Origin of the sequence: Enterobacter sp. V89_11 (assembly GCF_029967775.1) — a bacterium.
GTDB lineage: Bacteria > Pseudomonadota > Gammaproteobacteria > Enterobacterales > Enterobacteriaceae > Enterobacter > Enterobacter ludwigii.
This window is the reverse complement of sequence record NZ_JASCAN010000057.1, coordinates 1-626: the sequence shown is the minus strand read 5'-3', so window position 1 is coordinate 626 and position 626 is coordinate 1. Positions and strand designations below refer to the sequence as shown.

Here is a 626-nt window from a genome sequence, read left to right as displayed (position 1 = left end):
AATCAAACGTTAAACAAGAGTTCATCACATCGCCATCTTTAACGATGTAATCTTTGCCTTCCGCACGCATCTTGCCTGCTTCTTCGCGCCTTGTTCACCCTGCTCTCAATAAGCTGTCGGTTTCAGATTTTAGCCGCGACGAACTTCACCATGAGACCAGCCGCACCCAGGGGCTGCTGACTACCCGCAGCGAGTACGACCGTCTTGGTCAACTGCATCGCCGGAACGTCTTTACCGGCAATGCCCAGCGTCCGGCACCGCGATGCGGGTATCGCCGCTGGGATTATGACTACCGTAATAACCTGATACCGGAATAGCGGGACGATAACCCGTTCAGCTGGTACCGCTGGCAGTACGACAGCGCCGGGCGTTTGCTTGTTCAGGACGGCACGCTGCCCGGCAAGGAGCAGTGGCGCTGGGATGCTGCCGGTAACTCGCTGGAAGATTCTGCTGAGAAGGTCACGCACAACAGCCTGACGCAGGTCAGCTTCCGCTACGATCCACTCGGTCGCCGCATCAGCAAAATGCGACGTCAGATGCTGGGCGGACAGCCAACCGGCAAGCCAGTCAGCACCCGGTTTGTCTGGGAAGGGTTCCGTCTGCTGCAGGAAGTGCACGGGGACGTG

The 626-nt window shown here is 58.1% G+C and carries 2 pseudogenes; one reads left to right on the top strand and one right to left on the bottom strand.

The annotated features are described in order from the left end of the window. Positions 1–102, bottom strand: a pseudogene (locus QLG09_RS22370) (DUF933 domain-containing protein); the annotation flags it as partial. Between QLG09_RS22370 and QLG09_RS22365 the strand changes: the two are divergent. Beyond that, a pseudogene (locus QLG09_RS22365) lies at positions 102–626 on the top strand (RHS repeat protein); the annotation flags it as partial. The pseudogenes QLG09_RS22370 and QLG09_RS22365 sit on opposite strands and share 1 nt — an antisense overlap.